The 24,999-nt window shown below is 49.9% G+C and carries 27 protein-coding genes; 7 read left to right on the forward strand and 20 right to left on the reverse strand.

The genetic code is table 11. The features are described from left to right. Positions 1-21: 21 nt before the first annotated feature. From EVJ30_RS07125 to EVJ30_RS07135, 3 genes are read right to left on the reverse strand one after another with little or no spacing between them, the layout of a single operon-like run. Complete coding sequence (locus tag EVJ30_RS07125) at positions 22-330, reverse strand: DUF1349 domain-containing protein (RefSeq protein WP_131457787.1); 309 nt, start codon at positions 328-330, stop codon at positions 22-24. Further along, on the reverse strand, positions 305-844 hold the full coding sequence (locus tag EVJ30_RS07130; RefSeq protein WP_131468532.1) for an NUDIX hydrolase: 540 nt from the start codon (positions 842-844) through the stop codon (positions 305-307). Before EVJ30_RS07130 ends, EVJ30_RS07125 begins: the two co-directional genes overlap by 26 nt. 13 nt (positions 845-857) lie before the next feature. Next, the gene (locus tag EVJ30_RS07135) at positions 858-1,349 is read right to left on the reverse strand and encodes an LURP-one-related/scramblase family protein (protein ID WP_131457789.1); all 492 of its coding nucleotides are present in this window, start codon (positions 1,347-1,349) and stop codon (positions 858-860) included. A 129-nt stretch (positions 1,350-1,478) separates the two neighbouring features. Here EVJ30_RS07135 and mntA point away from each other — a divergent pair, with 129 nt between their 5' ends. Both mntA and hepT read left to right on the forward strand, forming a co-directional pair. Further along, positions 1,479-1,886 carry a type VII toxin-antitoxin system MntA family adenylyltransferase antitoxin gene (mntA, locus tag EVJ30_RS07140; protein ID WP_131468534.1) on the forward strand — a complete coding sequence of 136 codons (408 nt, stop codon included), beginning with the start codon at positions 1,479-1,481 and terminating at the stop codon, positions 1,884-1,886. After that, on the forward strand, positions 1,879-2,286 hold the full coding sequence (gene hepT, locus EVJ30_RS07145) for a type VII toxin-antitoxin system HepT family RNase toxin (protein WP_131468536.1): 408 nt from the start codon (positions 1,879-1,881) through the stop codon (positions 2,284-2,286). Before mntA ends, hepT begins: the two co-directional genes overlap by 8 nt. Positions 2,287-2,375: 89 nt before the next feature. Here the strand turns inward: hepT and EVJ30_RS07150 are convergent, their stop codons facing one another. Then, positions 2,376-5,153 carry a glycoside hydrolase family 3 C-terminal domain-containing protein gene (locus EVJ30_RS07150; RefSeq protein ID WP_131468538.1) on the reverse strand — a complete coding sequence of 926 codons (2,778 nt, stop codon included), beginning with the start codon at positions 5,151-5,153 and terminating at the stop codon, positions 2,376-2,378. Next, the gene (locus EVJ30_RS07155; protein WP_131468540.1) at positions 5,150-6,232 is read right to left on the reverse strand and encodes an alpha/beta hydrolase; all 1,083 of its coding nucleotides are present in this window, start codon (positions 6,230-6,232) and stop codon (positions 5,150-5,152) included. The genes EVJ30_RS07150 and EVJ30_RS07155 overlap by 4 nt, the downstream gene beginning before the upstream one ends. 290 nt (positions 6,233-6,522) lie before the next feature. On the opposite strand from EVJ30_RS07155, the gene EVJ30_RS07160 reads away from it, so the two are divergent. Further along, complete coding sequence (locus tag EVJ30_RS07160; protein WP_131468542.1) at positions 6,523-7,968, forward strand: DEAD/DEAH box helicase; 1,446 nt, start codon at positions 6,523-6,525, stop codon at positions 7,966-7,968. Between the two features lie 409 nt (positions 7,969-8,377). On the opposite strand, the gene EVJ30_RS07165 is transcribed toward EVJ30_RS07160, so the two are convergent. Next, positions 8,378-9,571: a DUF4317 domain-containing protein gene (locus EVJ30_RS07165; protein ID WP_131457794.1), complete on the reverse strand. Its 1,194-nt coding sequence runs from the start codon at positions 9,569-9,571 to the stop codon at positions 8,378-8,380. A gap of 255 nt (positions 9,572-9,826) precedes the next feature. Here EVJ30_RS07165 and EVJ30_RS07170 point away from each other — a divergent pair, with 255 nt between their 5' ends. Further along, positions 9,827-10,459, forward strand: a complete 633-nt coding sequence (locus tag EVJ30_RS07170; protein ID WP_016509106.1) for an HNH endonuclease family protein — start codon at positions 9,827-9,829, stop codon at positions 10,457-10,459. Positions 10,460-10,477: 18 nt separating this feature from the next. Continuing rightward, positions 10,478-10,720, forward strand: a complete 243-nt coding sequence (locus EVJ30_RS07175) for a hypothetical protein (RefSeq protein ID WP_131457795.1) — start codon at positions 10,478-10,480, stop codon at positions 10,718-10,720. A gap of 70 nt (positions 10,721-10,790) precedes the next feature. On the opposite strand, the gene EVJ30_RS07180 is transcribed toward EVJ30_RS07175, so the two are convergent. Both EVJ30_RS07180 and EVJ30_RS07185 read right to left on the reverse strand, forming a co-directional pair. Next, positions 10,791-12,361, reverse strand: a protein-coding gene (locus EVJ30_RS07180; protein WP_131468544.1) for an IS3 family transposase whose coding sequence is annotated in 2 segments (ribosomal slippage) — positions 10,791-11,722 and positions 11,722-12,361 — 1,572 coding nt in all. Because the reading frame shifts where the segments join, the coding sequence is not laid out codon by codon here. Between the two features lie 81 nt (positions 12,362-12,442). Further along, positions 12,443-12,913: a peptide-methionine (S)-S-oxide reductase gene (locus tag EVJ30_RS07185; protein WP_131457796.1), complete on the reverse strand. Its 471-nt coding sequence runs from the start codon at positions 12,911-12,913 to the stop codon at positions 12,443-12,445. A gap of 105 nt (positions 12,914-13,018) precedes the next feature. Between EVJ30_RS07185 and EVJ30_RS07190 the strand changes: the two genes are divergently transcribed. Next, positions 13,019-13,537 carry a hypothetical protein gene (locus EVJ30_RS07190; protein ID WP_236636033.1) on the forward strand — a complete coding sequence of 173 codons (519 nt, stop codon included), beginning with the start codon at positions 13,019-13,021 and terminating at the stop codon, positions 13,535-13,537. 1 nt (position 13,538) lies between these two features. Further along, the gene (locus tag EVJ30_RS07195; protein ID WP_131457797.1) at positions 13,539-13,736 is read left to right on the forward strand and encodes a hypothetical protein; all 198 of its coding nucleotides are present in this window, start codon (positions 13,539-13,541) and stop codon (positions 13,734-13,736) included. A gap of 252 nt (positions 13,737-13,988) precedes the next feature. Here the strand turns inward: EVJ30_RS07195 and EVJ30_RS07205 are convergent, their stop codons facing one another. The 12 genes from EVJ30_RS07205 to EVJ30_RS07260 form a co-directional block, all read right to left on the reverse strand. Beyond that, positions 13,989-14,879: a hypothetical protein gene (locus tag EVJ30_RS07205; RefSeq protein WP_236636036.1), complete on the reverse strand. Its 891-nt coding sequence runs from the start codon at positions 14,877-14,879 to the stop codon at positions 13,989-13,991. 40 nt (positions 14,880-14,919) lie between these two features. Next, positions 14,920-16,371: an MBOAT family O-acyltransferase gene (locus tag EVJ30_RS07210; RefSeq protein WP_131468546.1), complete on the reverse strand. Its 1,452-nt coding sequence runs from the start codon at positions 16,369-16,371 to the stop codon at positions 14,920-14,922. A 68-nt stretch (positions 16,372-16,439) separates the two neighbouring features. After that, a complete protein-coding gene (locus EVJ30_RS07215) occupies positions 16,440-17,846 on the reverse strand; it encodes an AMP-binding protein (RefSeq protein WP_131457800.1) in 1,407 nt (468 codons plus the stop codon). Continuing rightward, positions 17,843-18,088 (reverse strand): acyl carrier protein, encoded by a 246-nt coding sequence (locus EVJ30_RS07220; protein ID WP_131457801.1) that lies wholly within the window; start codon positions 18,086-18,088, stop codon positions 17,843-17,845. The genes EVJ30_RS07215 and EVJ30_RS07220 overlap by 4 nt, the downstream gene beginning before the upstream one ends. Before the next feature lie 241 nt (positions 18,089-18,329). Then, positions 18,330-19,283 (reverse strand): hypothetical protein, encoded by a 954-nt coding sequence (locus EVJ30_RS07225; RefSeq protein ID WP_131468548.1) that lies wholly within the window; start codon positions 19,281-19,283, stop codon positions 18,330-18,332. A gap of 240 nt (positions 19,284-19,523) precedes the next feature. Next, complete coding sequence (locus tag EVJ30_RS07230) at positions 19,524-19,862, reverse strand: hypothetical protein (protein ID WP_131457803.1); 339 nt, start codon at positions 19,860-19,862, stop codon at positions 19,524-19,526. Positions 19,863-20,079: 217 nt separating this feature from the next. Then, positions 20,080-21,015, reverse strand: a complete 936-nt coding sequence (locus EVJ30_RS07235) for an aldo/keto reductase (protein WP_131468550.1) — start codon at positions 21,013-21,015, stop codon at positions 20,080-20,082. A 146-nt stretch (positions 21,016-21,161) separates the two neighbouring features. Beyond that, on the reverse strand, positions 21,162-22,019 hold the full coding sequence (locus tag EVJ30_RS07240) for a DMT family transporter (protein WP_131468552.1): 858 nt from the start codon (positions 22,017-22,019) through the stop codon (positions 21,162-21,164). 104 nt (positions 22,020-22,123) lie between these two features. Then, entirely contained in the window at positions 22,124-22,603 is a 480-nt protein-coding gene (rlmH, locus tag EVJ30_RS07245; RefSeq protein ID WP_016509065.1) for a 23S rRNA (pseudouridine(1915)-N(3))-methyltransferase RlmH, read from the reverse strand. A gap of 83 nt (positions 22,604-22,686) precedes the next feature. Then, positions 22,687-22,848 (reverse strand): CxxH/CxxC protein, encoded by a 162-nt coding sequence (locus tag EVJ30_RS07250; RefSeq protein ID WP_131468554.1) that lies wholly within the window; start codon positions 22,846-22,848, stop codon positions 22,687-22,689. Between the two features lie 37 nt (positions 22,849-22,885). Continuing rightward, complete coding sequence (locus EVJ30_RS07255) at positions 22,886-24,154, reverse strand: S1C family serine protease (protein ID WP_131468556.1); 1,269 nt, start codon at positions 24,152-24,154, stop codon at positions 22,886-22,888. A gap of 49 nt (positions 24,155-24,203) precedes the next feature. Beyond that, the gene (locus tag EVJ30_RS07260) at positions 24,204-24,995 is read right to left on the reverse strand and encodes an MBL fold metallo-hydrolase (protein WP_131457808.1); all 792 of its coding nucleotides are present in this window, start codon (positions 24,993-24,995) and stop codon (positions 24,204-24,206) included. Between the last annotated feature and the right edge of the window lie 4 nt (positions 24,996-24,999).

Below are 24,999 nucleotides of genomic sequence, written 5' to 3' on the forward strand. Positions count from 1 at the left end.
AGGTCGATGCTTAAGTTTTCCTCACTGTCCAATCTGAAAATGTGACTGAAAATCCTGAATGTATTCGATCGACGTCTTGAGCCAATGGTCGTCATTCACATACAACAAAATGCCAGCCTGATCGTATGTATAGCTCGGCTTCATCTCTACAGTCGCGCGACACGTGAACTGTTCGGTCGACACATCTGTCAACAAGGCGTGCGCCGTCATCCGGTTGAAACCGTAGTGGGTGTTGCGCCAAAAATCGGTGTCCGCTTCTGTCTCGAAGGTAAGTCTCTCCCGTACATCTGTTGCTCTCGGCTCGTTAATCCACGTGTACTGCTGCCACATGATTGATTCCTCCCCATTGGCCTCGCATCGCGAACAACAATGGAATCATCGGTTCGTGGTACGGGATGAACTCACCCGCTCGAATCATGTTAAGAATCGTCGCCTCATCCGCCCACTGCACCGCCTGCACTTCTGATTCTTGAAGCGTCAACTTATTCAAATCGACATCCATTTCGACAAGATAGATGTCGTCGAACCCTTCGTCAAAGTTGATCGTCAAATGTGGTCGCGTGTCTGTTAAGTCTAGTGTCAGACCGATCTCTTCTTCAAGCTCGCGCATCGCCGCCTGTTGGCTCGTGTCGCCGACCGTGGCACTGCCGCCGACCGTTATGTCCCACATGTTCGACCAGCCGTCTTTGAACGGCTGACGCTGCTGAATCAACATCTGTCCTTGCTTGTTAAAGATACAGACGTGGATGACAAGATGGTAATCGCCATTCTCGAGACGATTGCCCCGCTGCCACGTCCACCCTGTTTTTTCTCGGTCAACGTTATAGACGTCCCAAAACTCCATCGTTCAATCCCCTTTATGTGGCCGCACTCGCTGCCGCTTGATCTGATTTCACACAATCGATGGCGACGACGATCGAGATGAGCATGTGCTCCATCGTCTCATCGATCACTTGAATCTCATACGTGTCGCCCCATGACAACCATTTCTTCTGGACGCTGCCGATGACTTGCCCGTTCTGTGTCACCTCGAAGTCCATATCCCACCAGTCGCCACCGATTTCAATCCCTGCTGCGTCAATCGTATAACGCGGTTTGAAGAAGGTGAACTCTTTTGAGATCGTCATCGTCTCTTCGCCCTCGACGTCGACGTAAAACTTCGGTAAGAAGCTGAACGTCTTTTTCGTAATGGTCGTGATCTCGCGCCCATCCTTGTCCGAGATGGTGAACGACTTCGGCAGCTTCATAAAGCTCCCTTCGACGAAATACATATCGTTTTCATCCGCGTCCTTGATCGTGAACCGTCCGCGCAAGCTGAAGACTTTCTGTTTCATGTAAAGCGTGTTCATTATCATCCCTCCATTTTTTCCGTGTTATCCTCTATACGACTCTTTATCCGATTATGATTCATTTTTTCTGATTGAATAAATGTTCAGGCCGATACTAGAGAGCGTATAATGAAATGAGGAGGTGAGAGTATGATTTCTGAAAAAGTAAGACAAATGATCATTGAAACGCTTCAACGTGAAACAGACGCGGATTTCATCTTGTTGTTCGGGTCATTCGCCAAAGGAAAAGATCGTGAGGATAGTGATGTCGATTTAGCATACTTTAGTCAGAAGCGACTCTCACCATATGAACGCTTCAACTTGGCCAGCGAATTAGCACTTCTATGTGGACGAGATGTCGACCTCGTCGATATCCGTGAAGTCGATACCGTCTTTGCCATGCAGATATTCTCAGAGGGCATCCCTCTCCTAATTCGAGACGAAAATGAATGGGTACGGCAACGCATTAAAGCATATCGGATGTATGCCGAATTGAACGAACAACGAGACATCGTCTTGAAAGAAATCAAAGCTAGAGGAAGTGTATTCGATGAATGATGTTGTGTTGAACAAAGTGACGACAATCGAACGCTGTCTTCAGCGAATCCATGACGTGTATGACGATAATCCAGATCACCTACACGATTTCACGAAGCAAGACAGCATCATTCTCAATATCCAACGTGCGTGTGAAGCGAGTATCGATATCGCGATGTACCTAGTCAGCCAAAAGAAATTGGGCGTGCCCAAAGCGAGCCGGGACGGGTTCATCATGCTCGAGGAGGCAGGCATCATTGACAGCGCCCTAGCGAAGACGCTCGTGAACATGGTCGGATTCCGTAATATCGCCGTCCATGACTATCAAGCACTCCAACTCGATATTCTTGAAGCGATTCTCGAAAAGCACATCGATGATTTTAAGACGTTCACAAAAATCGTTCTCCAACTGGATGTGTGACAACCACGGCTCTTCAGTGCCATGAATCGACGTGGAAATCCCTAAAAGCATATTAAAACGCCGCCTCTTTTCGAGACGGCGTTTTTCAATTATCCGTTCTTCATACTGAACGAGTCAGCGAGCGTGAACGTGATGTCTTTCACGTCGAGACCGCCGAGTGTGAAGTAGAGCTGCAAGTAGTTGTGTTGGTTCAAGAAGAACAGTTGCTTCGTCTGCGTCACCCATTCCCCGCCCGTTCCGTTAAACGTGAACGTCGGACCCGGGATGTTGTTCGCAAATAGCGTCACAGGCATTTGAGCGAGCTCTCCTGCTTCCGAACGGGCCGTGATCGTCACGTCGTACGTGCCCGTCTCATCGACCGATACGGCGAAGACGTGTGTGTTCCCCGTCGATGTGTCCGCGTCGATCAAGCTGACGCTCTCTCCGTTCGCAAGATGCTGATACGTCACATCGAAATCGATCGTTTGTCCTTCTTCTTCGTCGAGTCCGATCACTTCGACTGAACCGTCATGAAGCCCGAGCAGACGCTCCATCGCCGGAGACTGCAAGACGAAGCGGCAAATGTTCGCCGCACTCCGCAACAGTTCCGCCCGCGTCAACGTACCGGCAGCGAGTGCCGCTCCCGTATTGTCGTCGAACGAGTTCGTATCCGGACGGTCGACGACCATGTACAAGTCGTTCTGCGACTGGACCATCGCCGCCGTGTTCTGACGGTTCGCCGGCTCATCTTCATGGTGGTTCACTTTCGCCCACCAATCGGTCATGACGATGCCTTCAAAGCCCCACTCGTCGCGAAGGACACGTGTGTTCTGATCATATAGCCCGGCCGTCCAGACGCCGTTGACGGCACCGTACGTCGTCATGATCGACGTCGCCTTGCCTTCTTTGACCGCCATCTCGAACCCTTTCAAATAAATCTCGCGTAACGCCCGTTCCGAGACGACCGAGTCGATGTCGTGGCGGTGCGCTTCTTGGTTGTTGGCGCTGAAGTGTTTGAGCGTACCGGTCACGCCGACGCGGTGCATCCCGTTCAACTGGGCGATCGCCATCTTGCCCGTCACGTGCGGATCTTCCGAGAAGTACTCGAAGTTCCGTCCGTTGAGCGGATTACGATGGATGTTCATTCCTGGTCCGAGCAACGTGTCGACGCGGTTTTTCCGCATCTCGAGTCCCGTCATCTCGAACAGGTCTTCGATCAACGCCACGTTGAAGCTTGACGCTAACAGCGTCCCGTTCGGCAACGCGAACGCCTTCGTGCCGATGTCCATCCGGATACCAGACGGACCGTCCGCGCAACAAGCGGCCGGAATGTCGAGCTCGTTCAAACGGTCCGACACGCCGCCGAACGCGGCGGCCGTCCCTGGTGTCACGCGAGGCGAGTTCATGCCTTGTCCGCGGACGATACAGGCGAGGTCCTCATCCGTCAACTGGTCGAGGAACGTCTCAAGCTCGGCTTTCCCGTGATAGACGTCCGTCAGCTTCAAGCCGTTGTCGCTTGTCTGATGGCGCTGCATCGGACGTTCGGCGAGATAACGTGCCTCGACGTCAACCTGGCGCAGCGGTGTTTCTTCATAGCTGACTTCATATCCTTGGCTGCTTGCGACCGGCTTGATGCGGTCGAACGGTGTGACCGGCGCCATGTTCTCGCTGAGCGTCTCGACGACTTGTAGTTCGGCGAGCTCATAGTCGAAGACCGCGACAGCTGAACGGACGTCCGTCCCAGCGTGAATCCGGTACGTCCCCGCTTCTAAGACAAAGCTCGACGCGTGTCCGGTGACGCCACGATCGTCATAGCTCGCAAATTCCGTGACCGGGACGGAGAATTCGAGCGTTTGCCGCTCTCCTGGTGCAAGCAGACCTGTCTTATCGAACGCGACGAGGGCGCGCGCCGGGTTACCGAGGACGCCTTGCGGCTTCTCGACATACAACTGGACGACTTCTTTCCCGTCAACTGCCCCGGTGTTCGTCACCGCGACGTTGATCGTAATCAAACCGTTCTGTTCGCTCGTTTCAACGACTTCCGTGCTGAAACGTGTATACGACAACCCGAAACCGAATGGATAGAGCACCTCGTCTTTCGCGAACGTCTCGAAATAGCGATAGCCGACATAAATATCTTCTTGATAAATTCCTTTGTCGGCGTGACCGAAGTTTTTCGTCGACGGATAGTCGTCAATCGACCGGGCGATCGTGTCTGTCAACTTGCCGGACGGGCTGACTTTGCCTGTGAGTACATCGACGAGTCCCGTCCCACCTTCTAATCCCCCTTGCCATGCGTAAAGAATCGCGCTCGGCTCATAGTCCGTCGCCCACTTCATATCGATGATGTTGCCGACGTTCAAGACGACGGCCGTCTTCGTAAACGCCTTCGACACTTTCTCGATCAACTCGTTCTCGATCTCGGTCAACAAGTAGCTGCCCGGGTCGGCCGTGTTGTCACGGTCCTCACCCGCCGTACGCCCGATCATGATGAGCGCCATATCCGACTTGGCTGCCGCTTCCGCGACGAGCGCGTCCGTGACGGCCATCTCCGGCTGTGACCACGGTTCGCCGGCCCAGCCGACACCTTTGTCGAACGGGTTTTCTTCGACCCACGCCTCATACGTCTGAAGGAGCGACTCGTTCAGCTGGATGCCTTCACTCGCTTGGAGCGCCTCGAGCGGACTCGTCACGTGGGAGACGTTGACCATCCCTCCTGAGCCGGTCCCGCTCTTATAGTAGTTGAATTGGCTGCGACCGAACACGGACACGGTCGTCCCCGCCTGGATCGGCAGCGTCTGTTCGTTCTTTAAGAGGACAGCCCCTTCGGCGACCGCCGTTCGCGCCAGTTGTTTATACGTATCCCAGTTCAATGTGTAATGTTTCATCGTGTCATCTCCTTCATTGCATTTGCGATTTCAGTCATACAGTCTTCCGCTTGCGGATAGTCACCGAGCTTGTCCATAAAGGCATGATCCATCCCGCGGTATTGGATCAGCCGCGTTCGCACACCGTCGCGTGCGAGTTTCCTCGCGTACGCCTCGCCTTCTAAGCGCAAATAATCGTACTCCGCCGTCACGATAAGCGCGGGTGGGAGGTTCTTCAAGTCGTCCGCCAACAAGGGCGATACGAGCGGATGCGTCACGTCGGTCGCACCTTGTAAATAAATGTTGTTGAACATCGAATCCGAATCGCTGAGCGCTAGCACCATCCCGCGAACCAAGTCGTGATGATGTCGGATATCGTATTGTGCGATGTCCCATGCGTAATCATCTGTCGGAACCGAACCTAAATTGACGACCGGATAGATGAGTGCCTGGAAGCTGATCATGCTCGTCTGTTGCGCACGATCGAGTAAACAGCAGCCGGTCGCCAAATTTCCCCCGGCGCTATCGCCCGCGACGGCGATAATGTCTCGCAACACCCCGAGCTCATCGGCCTGGTCGTATACCCATTTGACCGCTTGAAAGCAATCATGCAAGCCAGCCGGGAACGGATGCTCCGGCGCGAGCCGATAGTCGACCGAGACGACGACCGCGTTCGCTTTCTCAGCGAGCGCTTTGCACGGGTTCTCGACCGTATCGAGTGTCCCGCCAAAGAAGCCGCCGCCATGGAAGAACAGGACGGCCGGTAACGGCTCGTCTGACTCGGGCCGATAGAGTCGGGCCGGGATGTCGCCTTCAAGACTTGGAATCGAGATTGATTCCGTCGTAATCGGACGTGTCGTCACGTCACGGTTCGGCCAGCCCATGCTCGCGCGGACGGCCTCAAGGTCAAACGGTGCCGGTGCCTCCTCGCCTGTTACGTGTTGATTGGTGTTCGCCAACACGCGTGGGTCGAGATCGCCTTGTTCATTTGAGTCCGGAATCGGTTTGATCGTCGTCTCGACGCCATCGATCGTCTCTCGAATATGTACTGCACTTAACTCGTCAACTAACCGTTCGTACGGGTTACTTTGAGTCGACATGAACTGAATGCTCCTTTCTCAATCACCGCTACCTTGCTGATGACAGCTTTATCCGTTGACTTAAATCTTACTTGTTCAGACACGGATTCAAATTCGGTCGTGTCATCGGTGAAGTGTTGACGCAACCAGCGTTAGACGGTAGAAGTCAGGTCGACCTTCCCCCCTTCGTACTCGCTCGATTTCACGGATGAACGACGAACCGCTCCCTTTCGTGTATAATGAGACGTAATCCAAATTGCTAATGAAAATTTCTACAACAGAAGTTTCTTACACGAAAACGAGGTAAACATATGAATCAACCAAACTTTGCGGACTACCGCTTAAGTGAAGACATCCAACGCGCACTCGGTATCATGAAGTACGTGGCACCGACAGAAGTGCAACAGAAAGTCATCCCGCTCGCACTCGAGCACCAAGATCTAGTCGTTAAAGCACAGACCGGGAGCGGCAAGACGGCCGCATTCGGCATTCCTATCACTGAAATGATCGAGTGGGAAGAAAACAAACCACAAGTGTTAATTCTCACACCGACACGCGAGCTCGCCGTCCAAGTCCGGGAAGACATGACGAACATCGGCCGCTTCAAACGAATCAAGGCGACTGCCGTCTACGGGAAAGAACCGTTCTCGAAACAACGTGAAGACTTGAAACAGAAGACGCATATCGTCGTCGGGACACCGGGACGCGTCATGGACCATATCGAACGTGAAACGCTCGTCTTGGACCAAATCAAGTACTTGATCATCGATGAGGCGGACGAGATGTTGAACCGCGGCTTCCTCGCCGACGTTGAAGCCATCATTCAAAAGCTACCGACTGATCGCGTCACGATGGTGTTCTCGGCCACGTTCCCGAATGACATCGAGCGTCTGTGCAAACAACACATGAACGAGCCGACCCGCATCTCGATCGAGTCTGCTGGCGTCACGGCCTCGACGATCGAGCACGGCTTGATCGAAGTCCGCAATGAAGACAAGTTGTCGGTGTTACAAAACATCACTGTCGTCGAAAATCCTGACAGCTGTCTCATCTTCTGCCGGACGAAAGAACATGTCGACACCGTGTATGGCGAGCTCGATAAGGCCGGCTATTCTTGTGAACGGCTCCACGGTGGACTCGAGCAAGAAGACCGGTTCGCCGTCATGGAAGGGTTCAAGACGGGCAACTTCCGTTATCTCGTCGCGACAGACGTCGCGGCACGCGGCATCGATATCGATAACGTCAATCTCGTCATCAACTATGACGTCCCGATGGAAAAAGAGAGCTACGTGCACCGGACCGGACGGACAGGCCGCGCCGGTAACAAAGGGAAAGCCCTCACGCTCGCGACTCCTTATGAAGGTAAATTCGTTCGCGCCATCGAAGCGTTCATCAAGTTCGAGATCCCGACGATGGACGCCCCGACCGAAGCACAAGTCGCTCGCGGCAAAGCGGCGTTCGAAGAGAAGTTGAGCGGTCGACGCGTCGTCCGTAACAACAAGACGGCCCGCATCAACCAAGACATCCTGAAGCTTCACTTTAGCGGCGGGAAGAAGAAAAAACTTCGTGCCATCGACTTCGTCGGTACGATCGCCAAAATCCCAGGTGTGACAGTCGAAGACATCGGCATCATCACGATCACCGATCAGATGACGTACGTCGACATCTTGAACGGGAAAGGCTCACTCGTCCTTCAGGCGATGGAGTCGACACCGATCAAAGGCAAAAAGCTAAAAGTGAGTAAAGCACATAAATAACCAATCCAGGGCTCGGAGAGTTTGATCTCTCCGAGCCTTTTTTTATGTTTTGACCACGTTATCGAAAGCGCTTTCGAAAAACAGTAAAAAAATAACGGTTTCGAGAGAACGCTTTCAACAGAATCATACCGATAACACGTCTTGAATTCAACCTTCCTCACCTGATTGTCAAAAAAAGGCTCAGGCAATGTCGCCTGAGCCTTCATCTCTCACTCTAAAAATTTCAACTCTGTATTGTTTCGCGCACGATATCCGGTCACTTCTACCTTGCATACAGAGCACAGCTAGCGTGCGAATCACCGTTCACCATTTCCCGTGAAATACATAACATCGTAAAGAGAACAATCGCTGCGAGCACATGCTCAATCAGCTCTGTCGGGTGCAACGGATTTCGTCCAGCCGAGATGAATTAGTCGAACAGTTCTTCCGAGATCAACTTGAATCCTTCGATTTCCGTGTCCTCTTCTAATTCGATTAACAGACATCGTTTGCCTTTCACGTTCACTTGCTTCACGTATTTCAAATCTTGCGGGCTGATCGTGATATTTGCGACTTTCGTGTTGATTTTAATCGACTTCGACGTATACTTCGGGACGACGCTGCTCGCCTTCATCTCGTATTGCGTATCATCGACGACTTGTTTGAACGCCTGCTCGACTTTCTCCGTCGTCACGTCCTCGACGCCACTCGCTTTCAACACGACCTCGACCGCTCGTGCGTCAAGCATCGGGACCGTCTCGTCCTCGTCCTCACGCTCTTCTTCCGCGACGATCAAATAATTGATCTCTTCATAGACGGTGGCGAGCGTCGCCAAGTTGACTTCTTCCCCGATGACGGCTTTGACGACTTCTTCGAACATCGCTTTCTCTTCAACCGCCGTCACGATTTCTGTGCCATTCAACACGTGCTCGATAAAACCGAAGTCCGGTTGATGCGCCTTCTGGGCCGCATACAGGACATGGTTGACGTCGGCCGCGTTGTCCGTGAAACACGGGAACAAGAAGCCGCCGACGGGTGCGTCGAGTTTGATGACAGGATTGATGAAGACGTTCGATTTGTACTCACGCTCGATAAAGTCGAACACGAGCGACTGTTTCGGCAGTTCGGTCTGGTTGATGCTGCCGAGGATGAACCGTGACGTGTACACCTCGTCGCGCATATCGATTTCCGTCTCTTCGGAATGACGCCGCGTCGGTTTATTGTATTGGAAACGAATGAACGTGACGACGACATCTTTCTCGAACGGGGCGTCTTGGACCATCTTCAACGCGATTTTCTGCATCGAGGCGGCCCAGTCCTCTAAGTCTTCTGTCTGCAGTCCTTTGTACAACAATGTCTGCGTATGGTCGGTCTGACCCGCTTCCGGGTGCTCGAACTTCACTTCAAACAGCTTCTCGTCGAGCTTGCCGCCGAGTACTTTCTTAAAACTCGTCAAAAATAGCTCTTGGTGCTCTTGCTCCAAAAACGGGAACGACCGCATCTCTTCGTGGAAGATCTCGTTGCTGTCTTGCCGGATGTAAATATTATAAATTTCAGCGATTTTGACCGCTTCCGCATTCAACTTGAAATGCTTTCGGATTGCCGCGATGTCTTTTTGATTCATCTGTTCCAACTCCTTCGTTCTTGACTACAAACCGACTTCATTATACCAATAGTTGTTGCTCACGCGTATGTCAGTAGTTCTAAAGCCGGGACGTCTGATGTCATGTCTCATGTCCCTGACCTCAACTTCTCTAATCTTTTGATTCATTTTCGTAAATTTCAATCTTTCAGCTGACTCTGCCGTGTATATTCGATGTGCATCCAGAAATTATAGATGTGAGTCGTTCAGTCGTCATACATAATAGGAGGCACAAACATGTTGAAAAAATGCATCAGTTCTTTGTTCGCCATCGTTTTAATCGTCACGTCGCTCCACTTAACCACTCCGACCGCTTCGGCGCTCCCACCTGGTATCCCGTCGAAATCGAGCGCCCTCACAAAGCTGAACGCGTTGACGGTCAAGACTGAAGGTGCGATGACCGGTTATAGCCGTGACTTGTTCCCGCATTGGAGCGGTCAAGGCAACGGTTGTGACACCCGTCAAATCGTCTTGAAACGCGACGCGGACTCATACGTCGGCGACTGCCCGGTCACGTCAGGGTCATGGTACAGTTACTACGATGGAGTCACATTCACGTCGCCATCTAGCCTCGACGTCGACCACGTCGTACCTTTGGCTGAAGCATGGCGTTCAGGCGCGAACAGTTGGACGACGACGAAACGCCAAAGTTTCGCCAACGATTTAACTGGCCCACAACTGATTGCCGTCTCAGCCAGCTCGAACCGCTCAAAAGGTGACCAAGATCCGTCAACATGGCAGCCGACACGGACCGGGGCACGCTGCGCTTATGCGAAGATGTGGGTCGAGACAAAGAGCCGTTGGGGACTGAGCCTTCAGTCATCAGAGAAAGCGGCCCTTCAAACCGCCATCAACGCTTGCATTTACTGATTCAGAAAGGAGTCCGCTATGCATCAACATTCCTCTACATTCAAAGCCTCACATGGCGTTATGACTGAAGAAGTCGGCGTCATTAGCGGAGAGCTCGAACTGAAGACGACGTGCCAAGAAGACGGCACGCTCGAACTCGCCATCACTTACGTCGGGGCGGCTGAGTGGTATACATTGCCCGGGAAAGACTATAAGCTACACGACGTACGTGACCATGACGTCGTGCATCAGTTGCTCGTCAACGTACTCACACGCGATTAACGAAACAGAGCCGACACAACGCTGTGAACTGCTCCCCGTCAAGTAGACAGGGCAAATAATAAAAACCAGCCTAGGCGGCTTGAGACCTGTATTCGACAGGGCTCAAGCCGTTTAGTCGTTTCTGGAAACGATCGTGGTTGTAGAACGATATGTAGTTCTCGATGGCCGTTGTGAGTTCGCTATAGGCCTGGAACTCACGCAAGTAGTACATCTCCACTTTCAAGGTACCCCAAAAACTCTCGATCGGGGCGTTGTCGATACAACGTCCGACTCGGGACATGCTGTGGGTCAGTCCCGCGTCTTCTACCATGCGTTTGAACCCTCTCGAGGTATATTGGAACCCTCGGTCACTATGGATCATCGGACCCGCTCCTGTACGGAGCCCCGCGATGGCTGGCATCATCGTATGGAAGACGAGCCCGTTGTTGTTGGACCTACCGATACGATAGGCGACGATCGAGCCGTCGTACAGGTCGATGATCGCGCTCAGATATGCCTTCTTCCCGGCACCATATTTGAACTCGGTGACGTCGGTACACCATTTCTCGTCCGGTCGGGACGCACTGAATTCTCGGTTCATCAAGTTCTCGGCCACATGTTGCGGTGACGATTTTTTGTACCGTTTTCGCTTCTGGCGGATGACCGAACGGATCTCATGGATACGCATGAGACGATAGATACGCTTCTCATTGTATGCCGGCAGGCCATGCTCGCGTCGTCTTCGGTTGACCGTCATGGTGATCCGTCGATAGCCATAGGTTCCGTTCACCTGGTCGTAGAGAAGCCGGATGTCCTCTAATAAGCTCGAGTTCTCCTCTTCGCGTACCGAGACGGTACGCTTCAACCATTTATAATAGGCGGCCCGTGAGACCTGCGCGATCTCACAAAGGAGCACGACCGAGAACGTGTCGGTTGTCGACAATTCCTCGATGGCTGTGTATCGCAGCTGTAGCCGGATCTGGCTGATCAACCTCTCCTCTCGATCTCCTCTAACTTTTTTAGGAACAGGTTCTCGGCCCGCAGGCGCTCGTTCTCACGCTCGATCTGTTGGATGCGACGTTCCAGCTTTTCCTCGTTGGTCAGTTCCTCTTCTTGCTTCGTCCGTCCGCGCCCGTCCTCGAGTCCGTGCACACCGTCGGTATCATATTTTTTCGTCCAGCCATAGACCTGCTGGTAAGACACGGCGAATATCTCGGCGGTCCGTTGATAGTTCCGTCCGTTCTCCAGGCAGTACCTGACGATTTCAATCCGTTCCTCGAATGTGGTCTTTCTCCCTTTTGCCATAGCTCGATCCATCCCTTTTCTCGAATCTGTTAACTCGCTATGACTAGTATACTGCTTAATCCATCTGTGAAGAACAGACGAACTACTAATGTGGTGTTTGGAGAGGGTTTCCATTTTGGAGAGACCGTCGATATAATCACGGACGGCCGCGACCTTCTGTTCCCGGGTGTAAGCTCTCCATGTCTTCGATTCCTTCAACGCATCGATCCCACCGGTATCGAATTTGGCTTTCCATACCCGGAGGGTATCCCAAGAGACGTCATGAGCCTCCATAATTTCCTTCCAAGTATATTTTTCTTCTTCCATCATACGCAGTGCACTCAGTTTTTGTTCAATCGAATGTCGACTTCTCGCCATAAAAAAACACTCCCCAATCAGATAAACAGATTTGTTATTTCATCTGTCTACCTATTGGGGAGCATATCACTGTGTCGGCTCTTATTTGTATTTGTGGAGCAACGTTTGCGGGATATGGCAATAATCGTCCGGACAGCGTTCTAACCGGTCTTGATGCTCGTCCGCACTCCGTACGTAGTTCGTGAGCGGCAACACCTCGAGCGCAATCCGGTCGACATCACGCCGTCTGTGGATAAACGCACGGGCCGCATCCACATGCCGAAGATCCTCGCTATAGACACCGGTCCGATACTTCTCCCCAACGTCCTCGCCTTGACGATTGACGCTATACGGGTCGATGATCTCAAACAAGTAATCCATCAATTCATCGATCGTAACGACTTCTGGGTCAAACGTTGTTTTAACGCATTCGGCGTAGCCATCATAGTCCCCATCAAGTGTGTTCGTCGTCCCGTTCGCACGTCCAGCTTCCGTTTCAATGACACCAGGTAGCGTCTTGATGAACGCCTGGACGCCCCAGAGACAGCCACCTGCTATGTAGATTGTTTGCATCCGATCATCCCCTTTAAATTTTAGTAAATAAATCCCACAATTCGTAATAAATACACTACGATAAAAGCAAATCTTTGATCAGTGCACAGATACGGGGGACCTCCTTTGAAAAAACTCATGTTGACCACATTTTGTACGATCACGCTCGTCTCAGGCGTCTATCACACGGCAACAGGAGAATCATTCGTCTCGATGAGCCAATCCATTTCCGTTGATCAAAATGAGATCGAACGCTATTTGACGACAGAAGTGATGGAGCCAAACTTCGGCGGCGACGTATGGACGACGTATAAAATCCTCGACACGAATACAACGAAAAATGAGGTCTATGTTTGGGCGCTCATTCAAGAGTACATCCAAGAAGGAGACCGCTTCGAACAAGGCACGGGCATGTCGGTCCCACTTGTATTATACCTCGATGACAAAGACGAATCATTCACGATCCAAGGTCATCGGGTGCCTCGTGACGGTTCGTACTATCCGACCGATCTATGGACCATGTTCCCGGTCCACGTCCAAGTCTCGATTTCCCCACATCCGGATGGGACCGTCACCAAATTACATGCGCAAATGAAAGAAAAACTTTCACAAAGTCAGCAAGCGAAACACGGAAAGGGAGATTGAATTGAACATCACGAAACGCGCCATCCTTTTCTCGACCGCACTCCACCTCCTATACTTCGTCGGTACGTTCGGGATTGGCTTCATCCGAACACTCAACTATGAGCCAGACATAATCGCTCAAGCAGATTCGGTCGTCGTGTTGCAAGATGAGGTCATCCTTGGAACAACCTTGTCGCCGCTCATCTACGTGTTCACGTAGATCGGCCTCACGATCGTCCTGGCACTAGGACTGTTCGCGGCTCAACGCATGCGACGAACCCGTTGAATATCAATGACTTCGCAAAATCCAGCTCCGTTTTGTATTTATAAGTCGAACATCTCGAAACATGGATGGTCTTCTTTGAAGATTCTGAGGACAACACACATGCGTTGATGAGTGAAATCCATGCATAATGTGAAGCCAAACAAAAAGGAAATCTACACAACGATGTAGATTTCCTTTTTAGACTGCTTATAGATAACCGAGTCGCTTTAAATCTTCATAGACTAGCGAGGACAGCAGTTTCCGCCCGTCCCCGTTTAAATGATCCGGATTATGGAAATAATCTTTATTGCTGACAAATCGCTGATCACCCATATAGTTTAAGAACGGTATGTCTAGGTCGAGTGCCTCTAAATGTTGAAACACATGACGCTCCATCACGTCTTCGTCAAAGTATGCATGATACGACTCATGCACAGGCTCCATCGCCAATACGACGTTGTACCCTTGCTGTTCACAATAATCGATGATTTCTTGTAGTTGTTTCATATTTTGTTCGATGTCACGATTCTCCACAGCCTGTTTATACTGTGCTTCGACCATCTCGTATTTCCGTTCCGAATAATTTTTGCCGTTGTTCACCCACGGTTTGTGAGACTCCCATCTAAAATCACGAATCTCTCGTGACAGCGCCGTATAGACGCTCCCGCTGTTCAACGCAGGGATTGACGTGTACGTGTAGTAATCAAACGTACTGACGGGTTCGATGTCTTCCTGATCCAACACTTGATAATAGTTTTCTTTTCGTCCGATTTCCACGTTGCTGAACGTGATCTGCGAGAGCGAGACGATGACGACCCCGCCCGGACGAAGATGCTCGTCGTATTGCTTCAACATTTTAAAATCGTATTCAATCGTTTGGCTCGGCAGCGCCAAATCGAGATGCGACAGGCCGAGCGGTTTGAACGCATAGCCGAACATCGCGTGAGACGTTCCCAAGTTGATGATATCCAAAGGAAATGGGTCTTCTTGAAACGCCAACACGCCGCGGTTGTTATTATATGCCCACGACTCTTTGACAAAGTTGTTGAGCGGGATCAACAAGAGGACAACAGTGATCAACACCACCGCAATTTTCATCCATATACTTCTCATAGCAAATCCTTTCAATTGGCCCTTTTTAGAAACCACCGTAAATAAATCCTTCACTCGAAACACCGAACACAATCACCGACACAATTACGAACAGTTGAATCGCCACGTTCGTAAAGGCCGAACGCTCGGCCAGCCAGTCCCATGCCGATCCCTTCGTCCGTTCGATGTACTGAAACACGTGGACGGTCGTAAAGAAGAAAAGAAACACAATCAAATCGAGCAACGAGAATACTTCAAGTGCGTTCACCAGCTCCAGCGGCGCCCATGACGAAGGCGTCACATACAGACGGGCATGATGAAACGCTTGCGCGACCGAGTCGGACACGAAGAAGACGCGTGAGAAACAAACTAACTGGAACGTGACCGCGATCTTCAACCATTTATGAAGCTCAGGCGTCCGGTCGAGTCGAATGAAGGATGCCATCTGTTCCCGCTGATGTTTCGTCGCATCCCCGAACACGCGGTACAGACCATGAATCAGCCCCCATAAGACGAAACTCCAAGCGGCCCCATGCCAGATGCCGCTCACCAAAAACGTGATGATGATAGCGACATAAATCTGATATCGCTTCTTTTTCCCTTTGCATAACGGGATGAATATATAATCCCTTAGCCACGTCGAGAGCGAGATGTGCCATCTGTTCCAAAAATCGGCGATGGACACCGCGAAGTGAGGTTGTCGGAAGTTCTCCGTCAACTTGATGCCGAATAGCCTCGCGCTACCGATGGCGATGTCGCTGCATGCTGAAAAATCGGCATACAATTGAATCGAAAATAACATCGTCCCGAGCACAATCTCCGAACCGGTCGGATCCGGCTGACTGAACACACTTGCGACTATCGGGGCCAATCGGTCGGCGATGAGCGTCTTTTTAAAGAAGCCCCACGCGATTCGCTTCATCCCATAGCTGACATGTTCATAGTCGAACCGTTGTTCCGCCTTGAATTGAGGCAGTAGCTTCTTGGCCCGCTCAATCGGCCCCGCCACCAACTGCGGGAAAAAGGCGAAGTAAATCGAAAAGTAGCCATAATGACGCTCGGCCTTCAATTTCCCGCGGTACAGATCGACGAGATAACTGATCGCCTGAAACGTATAAAATGAAATCGCTAACGGCAAGACGATGTCTCGATACGGGATGTCATAGTTCCAGCCCATCGATGCGGCCACCGTGCGCAGCGAGTCGTTCACGAAATTAAAGTATTTGAACCAACCGAGGAACAAAACTAGAGTCGTGACGCCCACGAGCATGAGGCGCTTTTTCTGTCGCTTGCCGTCTTGTCGTTCAATGAGGATTCCCGTGACATACGTAAAGACCGTGCTCACGAGCAACAACGGGATGAATTGGATGCTTACCGTCGCGTAAAATAAGTAACTGGCCGCTAACAACAGTATCCATCGAAAGCGATGCGGCACCGTATAGTACATCGCCACCAAAATGGCTAGAAAGAGTAAAAACTCAATTGAAATAAACGTCATATCTTCACCTGATTATTCTAAACTTATGCTGCTTTCAACAGAGGCTTCTCTTGCACCAGCTTGTTTGTTCAGGTGGTGATGAGCTCTCGTTTCGGTAACGCGGAATAGAGAATTTTTCCGGATTCGTTCCGGGGAATGGAGTCGATTCGTAGAATCGTGACTCCTCTTGTATGCATCGTGTCTTTAATGACTTGTTTCACGCCGAGAGCATCGTCACGTAGCGTATATACGTACAGTTCATCATCTGCTCCCGTACAAATACACTCATGACCGTTCGCTTGTAAGAGGTCTTCCACTTCATCGAGGCTAATCCGATTTCCATGCATCTTGATCATGCGTTTGATGCGTCCGACGATGAAGAAATACCCGTCTTCATCGACATAAGCCAAATCTCCTGTATGCAGGACACCCTCGTTCTCATCTCCGCTCGTGAGATCAGACAACGCATTGGCATAACCGAACGATACGTTGGCGCCTCGATAAATCAATTCGCCGACGACGTGCGGTGAAGTAATCGTCTCACCTGTTTCATTGCGCAATGTTAATTCCCCACCAGGGATGGCGATGCCAATACTGCCTGCCTTCTCACGATTCCGGTCCGGCGGCAAATACGACATGCGTGCCGTCGCTTCCGTTTGACCATACATCATGAAAAACTGAATACCTTTTCGTTCGCACACTTCCGCAAATTTAGTGGCTAAAGCAGGCTTCAATTTTCCCCCGGCTTGTGTCAGTTTCGTCAAACTCGGCAGCTCCATCGTCTCAAACTTGAGACGGTCGAGCATCTCGTATAAGAACGGGACGCCGCCAAACGTCGTGACGTTCTGGTCACGACATAACTGCCAAAATTCCTTCTGCATGATGGACGCATCTGTCACAATGATCGTCGCCCCAGACACGAGGTGACTGTTGATGATGGAGAGACCGTATGAGTAATTCATCGGAAGCGTCGTGATGGGACGGTCGTTTTCTCCAATGTCTAGATACGACACGATTGATTCGGCGTTGTTAAAGAGGTTGGCGTAACTGAGCCGAACCAGCTTCGGGCTTCCCGTGCTACCGGATGTCGTCAAGAGGAGCGCGAGCTCGGCATGAAGTTCGTGCTCAATCGCGTGTGGACAGACAAACAGTGCATAGTCACCGTATGCGTATGCGTAATCCATTTCCTGCGCTAATAGATCATGGTCCCGATCCGCCCAAATGTACGTCGGCTGATAGCGGTCAATTAATTTCTGCAGCTGGTCCGGATGAATCGCTGCATCTAACAGGAGCGGCACGATGCGGCCGCGGAGAAAGCCGACATAGCCGAAAATTGACTCTTTATTGTTGGCGCACAAACAAAAGACAAGCGTTCGATCACCGACCTCATCCGCGATTGAATCGGCCGCCTCCATCATCTCTGCGTAGGAGTACGCCCGATCCGCATAGATGGCGGTGCGTTCTCCATACTGCTCAATCGAGTCAAAGCGCTTCATTGTCCGAAGTCCACGCCCAGTCGTGTCAATAGGTCGATGCCGGATTGATACGTATTGAAATCTGTGATTAAATCCGAATCGATATAGACGTCAAACGCGTCCTCGAGCTCCGCAATCAACGTCATATGGCCAATCGAGTCCCACTCTTTTGTGACACCGAGCTCCATTTGTTCGAATGATGCGTCTGGCTCGACATCAAGTCCGTTTATAAATGCCGTTTTATAGAGTTCGATGTTGTTCATTGGATCAATCCTTCTCCATTTCATATATAGTGTTCGTATTTTTCGATTGATAATGATAATCATTTGCTAAGTGATTCTATCACATCGCATTTTTTACGGCAATATGGCATGGGATAATTCAGGCTGTGCATCAAGAAAAACCGGCCACCTTGTTTCGGTAGCCGGTACTCAATACAAGACTTTTAGATTAGAATGGATTGCAATCAGTGTCACGTTTTAACTTAACAGTCTGCTAGCAACTTTAATCTGCTTGAATCACTTCAGCCAGTCTCACAACTTGAAGTTCCGTCTTCACTTCATTGATAGAGGAAATCGTTTCTTTTGATCGCTCGGCCATTTCTTCAGGAAGATCTTTTAGGCGTTCTCTTGAATCCGCAAGCTCTTTTTCAATTCGATCGAATTCATCTTGATCAATTTTATTCTCATTCTTTTCTTCTTTCCAAAATTGTAGTGTCTCAATGGCTTTCCCACCTGTATTTTTGACCTTTTGATACGCAGAGATTGTATAGTTCGCCGCTACAATGACATCTGTAGAGGATTCTAGGGCTTCCCTCGCTTCAATCGTTGAGGTTCGAACGTCTTCAATGTGATACACCAGTTCTGTATCCAATTCGTGCTCCATCTCTAATAACAATGCTGGATCTTTCTCAGTTTGATAGGTCTCATACAATTGACTGACCCGTTCACGTGTCTGACCCATCTCTTGTTTGATACTCGATAAGTGTTCTAATCGAAATAATACGGCGTCCACTTCATTTAACGTGCTGTTGGCAGAACTTAAATAAGAACTCATCTTACCTAACACCGGACTACTCACCACACTGTTGACTCCTGAGATGACAAGCGTCGCTGAATTGATATGTTCTAATACGTTACGGACAGGGACCATATTTTGCTCTAACCAATCTACTTGTTGGACAAGCTGAGCTAAATCTTTATCGTATTCCTTTAAATCATGAATAATTTTTGGGACTTCTCTTTCAATAGTTGTGACAGACTCTTCTTGCATATCGTCGACGCGTGATTGCATCTCCGCTTGAGCGATAGATCCGTCCGCATTCCTATTCATATTGAATTGACTGACAAAGTACCCGACTGTGCCGGATACAACTACAGACGATGCGATTGTAATTGGAATCAAATAGGTTTGAAAAAATGATGTTCGTCTGCCAGTTCGCTCTCTTTTCGATTCCATTATGAAAAGCTCCTCTACTAATATTTTTATAAAAATTACCATTTTATGATTATTTTTATCTATATTGTAAATCCGAAACTAAATATCAACAATCCTTTTTAAGATTAGACTCACAAAAAAAAAGCGACTAGAACTATTCTCTCGTCGCTGTCTGCAGGAGACTTAATAAACTAACTCTGCTTGTTTGTAAGTTCCACTAATTAGACGAACCGGCTTATGATGTGGAATAATGCTTCACTTTTAAAAAGACCACCTGTGATCTTCTGGTAAACAGTCATCACACAGCAGTTTTCCTTCGAAAGTTGCTCCATTACACAACTGTAACAATGGATTACTTTTTTCTCTGTCTGTTATCCAACGTCCACAAGTTGAGCATTGTCCACAATTCAGTGAAACTGGATCTAAGACAACCGTGGAGCAACTTTCCCATTTCACATTCATTTCATTCGTACCTATTCTGATTGTTTGGTTATGACACAGCTCATTCGTAATCAAATCAATCATCCCAAAATCTTTATGTCCTTCAGTTTCTTCTACTTCCACCAAAAAAGATACATTGATTAAAACTGTTTTTTTCAAAGTTAAGTCTCCTTTTAGATATTCAATGCATGAGAGTTTTAATTAGAGTAGGTATCTTTTCCTCAAGTTTCCCTTCAACAAGACTACCATTCGGCAGCAGAGAAGATTCGCCTGCAAAAAGCGTCAAAACCAGTGAGTGGCTCTGACGCTTCAATCATTTTTTTATGTGATCACTTATGATACTGCTCGTTCCGATTGATCCGCCGACCTTCTTCAATTACCACGGTAGCTTCGAACCGCTTATTTCTTCTTCCCATAGTTTATGGAGCTCATTTAACACCTTCATCGACAGCTCACCTTCTGATGCAGAAATATTGTGTTGCAGTTGTGCAATATTTCTCGCCCCAGGAATGGTGGTAGACACTTCTTCGAAAGAGAGAACATATTGGAGTGCCGCTTGTACCATCGAGCGCTCTTCTCCAAGAATGAGACGAACTTTTTCTACCAATCGAGCTCTTCTCTGAATTTCTTCTTCACTCCATCTGTCCCGAATCCCGCTAAATTTACTATGACGATCATACTTTCCAGTTAGCCAACCTGAATCGAGTGGAATCTTGGCAATGATTCCGACGCCTTGTTGGCATGCCAGCTTGATTGACTCGGCTGGTTCCTGATGAAACATATTGAACATGACCTCAATCACCTGACTGTCGGTATGCTTGATTAATTCGGTCACTTCTTTTCCCGTATCAACCGAAGCCCCATACGCTTTAATTTTCCCTTCAGCTTTTAGCTGTTCTAGTAACTCAAACTGCGGAGATTCACTAGTTAGCGTTGAGAACGGAGGATTATGTAGTAAGAGGCAGTCTAAATAATCGGTCTGTAATCTGCGTAAACTACTTTCGACAGATAACCGTAACTGCTCTGGTTCAAAGTTCAGCTCTCCATTTGAATGATGGCCGCCCTTACTACTAATGACGACTTGATCTCGTTTTCCTCTAACGGCTTTTCCGATCAACTCTTCACTTTTCCCGGCTCCATAGTTTGGTGCTGTATCAAAAAACGTGCAATCTTCATCCATTGCTTGTTCCACTAAATGGATAGCTTCTTCATCCGTCATCTTGCCCCAGTCTTTTTCATTACCTAACTGCCATGCTCCAAAGCCGATCTCCGATACTTCAATCCCTGAATGTCCCAATGGTCGTTTTTTCATTTTTAACCTTCCAACCTTTCTGTCTAGAAAGAGTTATCATCAAATGAGGGTTTTCAATTTATTATAGTGACTGATCCTTGGTGTTTCAATACACATAATTACTTCAGATAACTCCTAGCGACGGCTACGATGTCTATGAATTCACTTTAGCCTTTCTTCACGCTTAAGACGGTCACAGTTATCAATATGATCGCCATTCCACATAGTTGAACAACGTTGAGTGTTTCACTGAGGAGAAAAAATCCAAAAGAGGACGCAGTGACTGGCTCGACCATGGCAATAACAGAAGCTGAAGTTGGCGACGTTTTCTCCAAACCTACTACGTATAAAAAGAAGGATAAACCCGCACCAAAGATCCCTAATAGAATCATCCAGAACCAGTCTGGTGAGTAAATGACGGATACTGCTTCATTCAAATCTGTGAAGAACAACATGATGAACGTAAACGTAAGAAAAGCGATTGCCAAAATCCCTTGTGGTTCTCCATGCTTTGAAGCATATTTAAAACCAAAAATAAACAACGCATATGATAGTCCGGCGCCTAGGCCCGCTAGAAGTCCAATCGTTGTAACCTGATCAGAGCCGACATTGTAAACTTCCGTCAGCAAGACGACACCAACCATCACGAAAGCGATTGCTATGAATTTGAAGAGAGACGGTTTTTCCAGATGAAATATAAACGAGATAAGGAGAACAAAGATAGGTGCCGTGTACATCAAGGCCGCCGCTACGGCGACGCTTGATTCTGAGATGCTAACAAAGTAAAAAACAAAGTTTCCTACTATCCCAATGCCTGCTACGACGGCCCAAAGGCATAAGCGTTTGTTTAACCGGACTGGTCGAAATGCAAACCAAATTAGAAGACATATTAATCCTACAGTTCCTCTGTAAAAAGAAACGACCAAAGGGTCCCAACCTTTCTCCATTAAAAAACTGCCAAGTCCACCGGAGATACCCCATAAAATTGCCGATAAAGCCACTAACACCAGGCCCTTATTAAGCATATTATTACCTCCACATTCCTCATTTAATCTATGTGGAGGTAACTATACCTTTTAATCAAAAATTTATAACTTGATTTTGGTGCAGTTTACGACTAAATTCTCATTTATTTATGGTACGGTTCATTCCGATTGATCCGATACGCCCGATAAATCTGCTCACACAAGACGAGCTTCATCAATTGATGCGGAAACGTCATTTTCGAAAATGAGATCGTATCGTCCGACCGTTTCATGACGTCGTCGGATAAGCCGAGCGACCCACCAATGACGAAGGCGATTTTGCTCTTGCCGTACGTCGCCAACTTGTCGAGCTCACGGGCGAACTCTTCACTCGTCCGCTGCTTGGCGTCGATGGCGAGAGCGATGACGTGCGTGTCCGGACTGATTTTCGCCAAAATCCGCTCGCCTTCTTTTTGTTTTACTAGAAACATGTCAGCTTCACTCAAATGTTCGGGCGCTTTCTCGTCCGCAACCTCGATTTCATGCACTTTCGCGTATGCCGACAGGCGCTTCGTATACTCCGCAATTCCTAGTTTCAAATATTTTTCTTTTAATTTGCCGACCGTGATAATTGAAATATTCATCCAATTCTTCCTTTTTCCACAGTTTTTTCGGAGTTATCCATAGGGTTATCCACAGAGTTATCCACAAATCCACATGTTGACAATCATTTTTTGCTTGACACAACATATGTTGCATCGGCATCACAGAACTCACATTTCACTTGTCCACTTGACGATAGTTCTTCGAGCAACGGGTACTCCCCGGTCTCATCGACAATGATGTCTAAAGCGATTTCAACATGTTCCTTGCATACTTTTTTTTCCACAAATTTTCCTCCTTAAAAAAGAAGCGTCGCCGCTCCTTTACGTTGCTTCTGTTAATGTGGCCTCGGTCGTTTCTGCCTTGCCTCGCCGTGTATATTCGATGACGATGTTATCCCCGACCGCGGCGTCTCGGTACAAAGCATCACGTAAATCGACGTAGCGTTTAATCTCACGGTCGCCGATCTTCGTGATGACGTCCCCGACGCGAAGCCCTGCTTGTTCGGCCGGACTACCGGGTGTGATCGCTTCGATGAACACCCCGTCCTCTTTGTCAAAACTGATGCCGTATTCTTCCCGGACGTTGCCCGGGACGGCGATGACTTCTTGGATCGTGACGCCGAGCTGAGCCCGTGTCACCCGTCCGTCACGCTCGAGCATGTCGATGACCGGTAGCGCCACGTTGACCGGGATCGAGAAGCCGACCCCTTCGACGCTCGCTTCGGCGATCTTCATCGAGTTGATGCCGACGAGCTCACCGCGGATGTTGATGAGTGCCCCGCCCGAGTTGCCGGGATTGATGGCGGCGTCGGTCTGGATGACTTCGGCGTTATAATCCATGAGACCGTCCGCGTTCGTATCGACCGGCACGGTCCGTTCGACACCACTGACGATACCACGCGTGACCGAGTTTGAAAAGACGCCGAGCGGGTTGCCAATCGCCATCACGGTCTCGCCGGCCTGTAGCACCGTCGAATCGCCGAGCACAATCGGATTGACGTCGATATTCTCCGGCAGTTTCACGGAGGCGACCGCCAAGTCGTTGAGCGGGTCTTCTCCTAAAATCGTGGCCGGGGCGACTTGCCCATCGGCGAAAGCGACGTTGATCTCGTCCGCTTCCTCGATGACGTGGAAGTTCGTGACGATGTACGCCGTGTCCCCGTCGACTTTATACACGACACCAGAGCCCGCACCGGCCTCCCATTGCGAGTCCGAGGTGAAGGCGCGCTGGATGTTCGTGATGCTGACGACGGACGTCTTCGCGCCCGTGACGGCGGCCGTGATGTCCGACTCCGTGACGGTGACGGCTTGCTCGGTACGGACCAGTTCGTTTGTAACAAAACGAGAGGTCGGCGAATCCCAGAGCATCATCGCGAAAAAGAATAACGCCGCTCCTAAGAATCCGCCAACCCCTCCGAGTAATAACGGTTTTACATTCAGCCGTGGCTTATGGCGCACGTGTTCCTCTTGCTTCGGACGCCACTCGCTTCGGGATGGATAAGTCGATGGTGAATCGTTCATTGATGCTGCTTCGTGCTCTAAAGGTTCGACGTCTTGAGGTTCATACTCATGGTGTCTCTCTTCGTTCACGACGCGCCCCCCCTTCAGGACAGTGTTACCTGTCTTTTCCCAAGTTCGCTTATAAAGAAACGAGCGGACATGGGATTAATGGGTCGGTGTCATGCAGTTTGATGCGTCCGAGATCGACGTCACGCATGCCGAGCGTCTGTGCGACGCTCATCTGCGCGAGTTCTTTCATATTGTTGTCTTTACTGAGGTGGGCCAAAAAGATCCGTTTCGTCCGGTCACCGATGACCTCGCTCATGGCGATGGCGGCGTCTTCGTTCGAGACGTGGCCATAGTCCCCGAGGATACGCCGTTTGACGCTCCACGGGTACCGTCCCATCTGCAGCATCGAGACGTCGTGGTTCGACTCAAAGATGAAGTCGTCCGCGCCGCGGATGAGCCCTTTCATCCGGTCCGAGACGTACCCGGTGTCGGTGATGTGGGCCAACCGCTTGCCGTCATGGGCGAACTGATAAAACATCGGGTCGGCCGCATCGTGGCTAACGTTGAACGACTCGATCTCGATGTCCCCGAACTGTTTGACGTCACCGACTTCGAAATGAAACTTCAAGGCCGGGTCGATCTTGCCGATTTTGTCTTCCATCGCTGCCCACGTCTTCGTGTTCGCGTAGATCGGCAAGTTGTACTTCCGGGCGAGGATCCCGACTCCTTTAATATGGTCGGAGTGCTCATGTGTGACGAGCAGTGCGTCGATACCCTCGAACGACTGGCCGATGTCTGTGACGCGTTGCTGCATCGCCTTGCCGGTCAATCCGGCGTCGACGAGCAATTTCGCCCGGTCCGTCTCAATATAGAGCGCGTTGCCGGTCGAACCGCTCGCGAGCACACTGTAGCGTAAAGTCACTCGA

This window comes from Exiguobacterium sp. SH5S13 (assembly GCF_004337085.1).
Lineage (GTDB): Bacteria > Bacillota > Bacilli > Exiguobacteriales > Exiguobacteriaceae > Exiguobacterium > Exiguobacterium aurantiacum_A.

Excerpts from the sequence above, each read along its gene's own strand:
- EVJ30_RS07125 (WP_131457787.1), bottom strand. The coding sequence starts at position 330 with ATGTGGCAGCAGTACACGTGGATTAACGAGCCGAGAGCAACAGATGTA.
- EVJ30_RS07130 (WP_131468532.1), bottom strand. The coding sequence starts at position 844 with ATGGAGTTTTGGGACGTCTATAACGTTGACCGAGAAAAAACAGGGTGG.
- EVJ30_RS07135 (WP_131457789.1), bottom strand. The coding sequence starts at position 1,349 with ATGAACACGCTTTACATGAAACAGAAAGTCTTCAGCTTGCGCGGACGG.
- mntA (WP_131468534.1), top strand. The coding sequence starts at position 1,479 with ATGATTTCTGAAAAAGTAAGACAAATGATCATTGAAACGCTTCAACGT.
- hepT (WP_131468536.1), top strand. The coding sequence starts at position 1,879 with ATGAATGATGTTGTGTTGAACAAAGTGACGACAATCGAACGCTGTCTT.
- EVJ30_RS07150 (WP_131468538.1), bottom strand. The coding sequence starts at position 5,153 with ATGAAACATTACACATTGAACTGGGATACGTATAAACAACTGGCGCGA.
- EVJ30_RS07155 (WP_131468540.1), bottom strand. The coding sequence starts at position 6,232 with ATGTCGACTCAAAGTAACCCGTACGAACGGTTAGTTGACGAGTTAAGT.
- EVJ30_RS07160 (WP_131468542.1), top strand. The coding sequence starts at position 6,523 with ATGAATCAACCAAACTTTGCGGACTACCGCTTAAGTGAAGACATCCAA.
- EVJ30_RS07165 (WP_131457794.1), bottom strand. The coding sequence starts at position 9,571 with ATGAATCAAAAAGACATCGCGGCAATCCGAAAGCATTTCAAGTTGAAT.
- EVJ30_RS07170 (WP_016509106.1), top strand. The coding sequence starts at position 9,827 with ATGTTGAAAAAATGCATCAGTTCTTTGTTCGCCATCGTTTTAATCGTC.
- EVJ30_RS07175 (WP_131457795.1), top strand. The coding sequence starts at position 10,478 with ATGCATCAACATTCCTCTACATTCAAAGCCTCACATGGCGTTATGACT.
- EVJ30_RS07185 (WP_131457796.1), bottom strand. The coding sequence starts at position 12,913 with ATGCAAACAATCTACATAGCAGGTGGCTGTCTCTGGGGCGTCCAGGCG.
- EVJ30_RS07205 (WP_236636036.1), bottom strand. The coding sequence starts at position 14,879 with ATGAAAATTGCGGTGGTGTTGATCACTGTTGTCCTCTTGTTGATCCCG.
- EVJ30_RS07210 (WP_131468546.1), bottom strand. The coding sequence starts at position 16,371 with ATGACGTTTATTTCAATTGAGTTTTTACTCTTTCTAGCCATTTTGGTG.
- EVJ30_RS07215 (WP_131457800.1), bottom strand. The coding sequence starts at position 17,846 with ATGAAGCGCTTTGACTCGATTGAGCAGTATGGAGAACGCACCGCCATC.
- EVJ30_RS07220 (WP_131457801.1), bottom strand. The coding sequence starts at position 18,088 with ATGAACAACATCGAACTCTATAAAACGGCATTTATAAACGGACTTGAT.
- EVJ30_RS07225 (WP_131468548.1), bottom strand. The coding sequence starts at position 19,283 with ATGGAATCGAAAAGAGAGCGAACTGGCAGACGAACATCATTTTTTCAA.
- EVJ30_RS07235 (WP_131468550.1), bottom strand. The coding sequence starts at position 21,015 with ATGAAAAAACGACCATTGGGACATTCAGGGATTGAAGTATCGGAGATC.
- EVJ30_RS07240 (WP_131468552.1), bottom strand. The coding sequence starts at position 22,019 with ATGCTTAATAAGGGCCTGGTGTTAGTGGCTTTATCGGCAATTTTATGG.
- rlmH (WP_016509065.1), bottom strand. The coding sequence starts at position 22,603 with ATGAATATTTCAATTATCACGGTCGGCAAATTAAAAGAAAAATATTTG.